We start from the raw sequence: 5,894 nt of genomic DNA on the forward strand, positions 1-5,894 counted from the left end.
GATCAATATTTATCAGGCTCGTCATGATGGTGAGTGTAGAAGGAGCAGGGCCAGGGAGTAAGGTACGGGAAGGGACTTTAAGCATGCTAAAAACGACAAATTAATACCGGGGTATATTTGATGCGCATCGCCTTACTGGCCCTCGATGGTAGCCTTCTCTCTGCAATTGCCGGGCTTTCTGACATGTTCTGGATCACTAATCAGGCCGTTCTTGCGAGCCCGGAGCATGCCGGCCGCTTCACAACAGCCCCCTTTGAAACCGCGATCGTCAGCGCAGACGGTGGCCCCGTATGGGATGTGCAGGGCAGATTAATTCCTGTTGACTCCTCCTTTCTGTCGGCCGGCCAGCCTGACATCATCATCGCCACCGGGATGGCGCTGAATGCGGGTCGTATGCCTGTCAACAGCGACAGTGTCAGGCATGCGGCGACCTGGGTAAGGGAGCGTTATGAGGAAGGTGCCAGGGTCGCAGGTGCCTGTGCTGGCGGTTTTATTTTGGGAGAAGCCGGGTTGCTTGACGGCCGGAGGTGTACCACCACGTGGTGGCTGTACCATACGCTTCAGCAACGCTATCCCGATGCCAGGCCGGTGTGGGGAAAAGCGCTTGAAGAGGATGACCGCGTTCTGACCAGCGGCGGCCCCCTTTCCTGGGCTGCGCTGGCCCTGCACATCATCAAGCGTGAGGCGGGCGCAGATGTTGCCAGGCTGACGGCAGACATGGCCGTGGCTGACAGCCAGCCACTGTCTCAGCAGGTTTATGCTCCTCCGGGCTTCATTAATACCCGCCACCCCCTGCTGATGCGCGCTGAAGAGATAATCCGCTATCGCAATCCTGCCATCAGCGCGGAAGGGCTGGCCGCAATGCTGAATACGACAGAGAGAACACTGCAGCGAAAGCTCAAAAAACTCACGCAGGAAAGTCCAAAAGAATTTATTACCCGGGTCAGAATTGAATCGGCGTGCGTATTGCTCGCAAATCCTGTAAGCAATATCCGAGAGGTTGCTGCCGAATGTGGCTATACCGAAGACACTGCTTTTCGTAAGGCCTTCTCGCAGGTAATGGGCATGACACCTTCCCAGTACCGTAAATGGATGGAGGCGCGCGGCAGTTCAGGCGTGAATACCTGATTGACATCCGGGAAGACGCCGAACTTCTAAGAGTGAATCAGCGGCGTGTTATGCAGGCGCAGCTGCTGATGCACGAATCAGGTGCTCGCGGTGTGCCCGCCGTTATTGCAGAAGCATGCGGAAAACGGCGGGTGGTCAACATGGCCGGCATGTATACCGATACCGATTAATGGATAAGTCAGATTTTGGCATTGGCATAGGATTAACCTGCGGCTTTGCTTTGAATTACCGCGAAGAAGCAGAAGCAGGGATGATCACCCTGCCTCTTTGCGGTTCAGCCCCAGATGCTACCAGTGATTGTGACACCCCCCTGATTTAGCTGAGAAGCCACTGTTCAATCTGTGTCACCATCGCGGCGGTTGAAATGCCGTACCGGTCATGCAGCGTCGGGAGGGCACCTGCCGCCAGAAATTCGTCAGGCAGGGCAATCTGACGAAAACGGGGGGTCACACCGTGTCGCATCAGCGTGGAGGCAATTGCTTCACCTAGACCTCCGGTAACTGAGTGATTTTCTGCTGTTATTACCAGCCGTCCGTCAGCTACCGCTTCGCCGGCCTCCCGGAGGATCGTCACTTCATCAAGGGGTTTTATCACCGGAGAGTGCACCACCCCTACCTCTAATCCTCTTTTTTCCAGTTCCTCAGCGGCCTCCAGTGCGCGCATGGTCATCAGGCCGCTCGCAATAATGATTGCATGTTTGCCTGATCGCAGGCGTTGAGCCTTACCATGCTGGTAGCGGTAGTCATATTTATCCAGCACAACGGGGACCTTTCCGCGCAGCAGACGCATGTAGACTGGCCCCTGATGTTCAGCAATTACCGGCACCACCTGACTGATTTCGTGCGCATCACAGGGATCGATAATGGTCAGGTTAGGCATACCCCGGAAAATGGCCAGGTCCTCCGTTGCCTGATGGCTGGGCCCGTAGCCCGTGGTCAGGCCGGGCAGGGCGCAGGCAATTTTCACATTCAGGTTCTCTTCAGCAATGGCCATACAGATAAAATCGTAGGCGCGACGAGAGGCAAATACGGCGTAGGTGGTCACAAACGGCGTAAACCCTTCGCGGGCCATGCCGGCTGCAGCGCTCATCAGTAGCTGTTCAGCCATGCCCATCTGGAAAAAACGCTCGGGACAGGCTTCTGCAAATAAGTGCAAATCCGTATATTTGCTGAGGTCTGCCGTGAGGCCGACGATATCCTGACGCTGTCTGGCCACGTCAACCAGGGCATGCCCGAAAGGTGCGGACAGCGTTGGCTGCCCTTCCGCTGCGATAGAAGCAATCATGGCCGAGGTTGTCAGGCGTTTCTTTTGCGTTACGGTCATCTTACTCTCCTTGCTCCAGCGCGGTCAGGGCTTTATCCCACTCGTCTGCGTCGACGCGGATAAAGTGGGTTTTTTCACGTGTTTCCAGAAACGGAACGCCTTTACCCATTCGGGTATCACAGATGATGACGCGGGGTTGGGCTCCCTCCCAGCGACGTGCAGTATCAAAGGCGACAGTGAGTGCGTCGATATCGTTACCATCGACGCGCTGAACGTGCCATCCAAAGGCCTGCCAGCGATCGACGATGGGCTCAAAGGCCAGAATTTCCGATGAATGACCGTCGGCCTGCTGGTTATTCACGTCGATCAGTGCTATCAGATTATTCAGCTTCCAGTGTGACGCCGACATGGCCGCCTCCCAGGTCGAGCCTTCATTCAGCTCACCGTCAGACAGCAGGTTGTAAACAAACGAAGATGAACCTTTCTTCCTGAGCGCCAGACAGGCCCCCACGGCGATGCCAAGACCGTGGCCGAGCGATCCTCCGGTAATTTCCATTCCCGGGGTATAGGCTGCCATGCCTGACATGGGCAACCTGCTCTCATCGCTGCCGTAGGTTTCACGCTCACTCTCGGGAATAACACCCGCTTCAAGCAGTGCGGCATAAAGGGCAATCGCATAATGTCCGATCGACAGATAGAAGCGGTCCCGGCCTTCCCATTCAGGCTCCGCCGGCCGGTAATTCAGCGCATGAAAATAGCTGACAGCCAGCAGATCAGCAGCACCGAGCGCCTGTCCTATGTATCCCTGCCCCTGAACCTGGCCCATCAGCAGGGCGTGGCGACGAATACTGGTCGCACGCTGTCTTAATGTTATTACTGTATTGTTCATCGTGTCTCCTGATTAGCGGTTTACATCTGCTGCGCGGATACGGAGCACGCAAAGGGCTCCAAACAGCAGCACGGCAGAGATGAAATACATACCCATCGCGGGTGTGCCCGCCCGGGTCGTTATGGCACCAATCAGCCAGGGTGAGAAGAAGCCGGCAAGATTGGCAATGCAGTTCACCGCAGCGATACCCGCAGCGGCAGAAACGCCCCCAAGGAGATTGGTCGGTAACATCCAGAAAAGAGAGGAGGCTGAGAGAATACCTGCAGCGGCCACGCTCAGGAAAAACAGCGAGATAGTGACGCTGTGGCCCAGCAGCGTAGCCAGCGAGAGTCCGATCATGCCGGTGAGCATAGGGATAATCAGATGCCAGCGTCTTTCACGATGCCTGTCGCCGCTGCGGCCGGCCAGTAACATGGCTATGATTGCGCAGAAATAGGGAATACTGGTGAACAGCCCGATGTGCAGTGGATCCTGAATACCCGCATTACGCACCAGCGTTGGCAGCCAGAACGTCAGGGCATACTGCCCCATGACCACGCAAAAGTAGATGAGTGCCAGCAGCCACAGACGCTTATCGGCCAGGAACGCTCTGACTGTGCCATGATGTGATTTTTGCTGGTTATCTTCATCAAGATCGGCACGGACCATTTTTTTCTCACTTTCATCGAGCCAGCTGGCCTGTTCTACCCGATCCTTGAGGACGGCAAGCACGACAAATCCCATGAGAACCGTTGGTATGGCTTCAAGGATGAACATCCACTGCCAACCAGCCCAGTCGCGATAGCCTGAAAAGGCGTCCATAATCCAGCCTGAAACAGGACTACCAACCATGCCAGACAAGGGGATCGCCACAAACCACAGAACGGTCATGCGCGCGCGCCGGTGAGAGGGAAACCAGTAGGTCAGATAAAGCAGGAGACCGGGGGCAAGGCCCGCCTCGGCCACGCCTAACAGGAAACGCAGCAGATAGAACTGCCAGGCCGTTTCCACAAAGGCAAACATCCCTGATATCAGGCCCCAGGTGATCATAATGCGCGCGATCCAGCGACGGGCCCCCACGCGATGCAGGATAAGATTGCTCGGAACCTCAAAAGTAAAGTACCCGATGAAGAAGATACCGGCACCTAAACCGTAAACTGTTTCGCTCAGTGACAGATCGCCCATCATCTGCAGTTTGGCAAAGCTGACGTTAACCCGGTCAAGGTAAGCACAGAGGTAACACAACATCAGAAAAGGCATTAGGCGCCAGGCCGTTTTACGGTACGCGCTGTTACGCGCACCGTCAGATGCACTCAAGTTAAGAGTGGTCATGATATTGACTCCGGATGTGTTCAGTTGAAGCTGAACTGAATGGTCTGAGCGCTTAGTGAATTAACATGCCGCCGTTAACGTCCAGCGTGACACCGGTTAGGTAAGATGAAAGGTCAGAAGCCAGGAAAAGTGCAGCATTAGCCACATCACTGGCGCTGCCGAGTCTGCCGAGCGGAATACCGTCGATGATGGCATGACGTCGCTCGTCCTGCATGAGTCCGCCAGTGATATCGGTATGAATCAGCCCCGGCGTTAGTGCATTGACTCGAATCTGGTCCGGACCGAACTCACGAGCCATGGCTTTTGTCAGACCCAGTACGCCGGCCTTGGCCGCGCTGTAATGTGGGCCGCCGAAAATTCCGCCACCGCGCTGAGCAGAAACCGACGACAGACAGATAATGCTTCCTCCACCCTGACGCTTCATCTGGGGTATGACGGCCTGTGACATCAGCAGCGTTCCCCTCAGGTTGACGTCCATAATGCGGTTATAGTCATCGGCGCTGATTTCAAGCGTTTTAACCGGCTGGGTAATCCCGGCATTGTTAACCAGGATGTCAACGCGGCCGAATGTATTCACCACGCGGGTGACGGCCTGCTGTATGGCATGTGGATCGGTAACATTGACTGCCAGACCAAGATGCTCCTCACCGATTTGAGAGGCTGCCTTCTGCGCGGCGCCCTCATCGAGATCCAGTATAACGACGCGTGCACCGTGCTCCGCAAAACAGGCAGCAGTGGCGCGTCCAATTCCACGCTCGGAGGCGGCTCCCGTGATAATGGCGACTTTATTTTTAAGCAACATATCTAACTCCGGTATCATTTTTATGCGTAGGTTTGGCTTAATGCCTGTAGGGTCGCATTCAGCATTGAAAAAGGCAGGTTTAAAGGCAATGCAAAAAAATTCATTTGATGCTGAATGAATTTGTTGGTTTGATGAGGTTAACAATTTTGCAATTTGAAATGAGTTGAATATCACAAATACTGAATAAGGGAACACGCATGAACAAAAAAGTAGACTCCTTTCCCTCGTTTAAATCACTGCGTGTTTTTGAAGAGGTGGCTCATTTTGGCAACGTGGCAAGAGCCGCGGAGGAACTTAGCATTACGCCGTCGGCTGCCAGCCATCAACTGGCAAAACTGGAGAATCAGGTTGGCTTCACTCTCTTTAGCCGTTCAGCAAAAGGTATGTTTCTGACCATGGCAGGCGAGCGCTACCTTAAGGAAATAAGTCCGTTGCTTCAGGGCATCGCACAGTCAACTTCACGTATCAGCGATGAAAAAGAGCGAAGCGCGTTACGGATTC

At 54.7% G+C, this 5,894-nt stretch carries 6 protein-coding genes; 2 read left to right on the plus strand and 4 right to left on the minus strand.

From position 1 onward, the window contains the following. Positions 1 to 120 precede the first annotated feature (120 nt). Positions 121 to 1,128, plus strand: a complete 1,008-nt coding sequence (locus QMM04_RS20305; RefSeq protein WP_282996877.1) for a helix-turn-helix domain-containing protein — start codon at positions 121 to 123, stop codon at positions 1,126 to 1,128. 315 nt (positions 1,129 to 1,443) lie between these two features. Here the strand turns inward: QMM04_RS20305 and QMM04_RS20310 are convergent, their stop codons facing one another. From QMM04_RS20310 to QMM04_RS20325, 4 genes are read right to left on the minus strand one after another with little or no spacing between them, the layout of a single operon-like run. Continuing rightward, entirely contained in the window at positions 1,444 to 2,451 is a 1,008-nt protein-coding gene (locus QMM04_RS20310; protein ID WP_282996878.1) for a transketolase family protein, read from the minus strand. A 1-nt stretch (position 2,452) separates the two neighbouring features. Continuing rightward, entirely contained in the window at positions 2,453 to 3,280 is an 828-nt protein-coding gene (locus QMM04_RS20315) for a transketolase (RefSeq protein WP_021509641.1), read from the minus strand. A gap of 12 nt (positions 3,281 to 3,292) precedes the next feature. Next, positions 3,293 to 4,591, minus strand: coding sequence for an MFS transporter (locus QMM04_RS20320; protein WP_282996879.1), 1,299 nt, complete (start codon positions 4,589 to 4,591; stop codon positions 3,293 to 3,295). A 52-nt stretch (positions 4,592 to 4,643) separates the two neighbouring features. Further along, positions 4,644 to 5,393: an SDR family NAD(P)-dependent oxidoreductase gene (locus tag QMM04_RS20325; protein WP_282996881.1), complete on the minus strand. Its 750-nt coding sequence runs from the start codon at positions 5,391 to 5,393 to the stop codon at positions 4,644 to 4,646. 197 nt (positions 5,394 to 5,590) lie between these two features. Between QMM04_RS20325 and QMM04_RS20330 the strand changes: the two genes are divergently transcribed. After that, positions 5,591 to 5,894: LysR family transcriptional regulator (locus QMM04_RS20330; RefSeq protein ID WP_282996880.1), on the plus strand; the 304-nt coding region annotated here is incomplete at its 3' end.

The sequence above is a fragment of the Pantoea sp. Pa-EAmG genome (assembly GCF_030024295.1).
GTDB lineage: Bacteria > Pseudomonadota > Gammaproteobacteria > Enterobacterales > Enterobacteriaceae > Pantoea > Pantoea dispersa.